Source organism: Leifsonia sp. SIMBA_070, assembly GCF_046534635.1.
Taxonomy (GTDB): domain Bacteria; phylum Actinomycetota; class Actinomycetes; order Actinomycetales; family Microbacteriaceae; genus Leifsonia.
The window spans coordinates 1-245 of the sequence record NZ_JAWRYK010000771.1 but is presented as its reverse complement, the minus strand read 5'-3'; the positions used below and the strand labels follow the sequence as shown (position 1 = coordinate 245).

The following is a 245-nucleotide window of genomic DNA, read 5'->3' as shown; positions in this document are numbered from 1 at the left end:
CCGGACACCTTCCGCCTGGTCCACCGGCTCATGGTGGAGTCGCCGTTCCTGCTGATCCGCGCTGTCCTGCCGGGGATGTACCAACGGGGGTTCGGCAGGATCATCAACATTTCCAGCGTGCATGGACTGCGGGCGTCCGCCTTCAAGAGCGCCTACGTCAGCGCCAAGCATGCATTGGAAGGGCTGTCCAAGGTTGCCGCCCTGGAAGGCGGCCCCCACGGCGTCACCTCCAACTGCATCAGCCC

At 65.3% G+C, this 245-nt stretch carries 1 protein-coding gene; it reads left to right on the top strand.

The window, feature by feature from the left end; all coding sequences use genetic code 11:
* On the top strand, positions 1–245 hold a 245-nt coding region (locus SB754_RS22315), incomplete at both ends, for an SDR family NAD(P)-dependent oxidoreductase (RefSeq protein ID WP_410784465.1).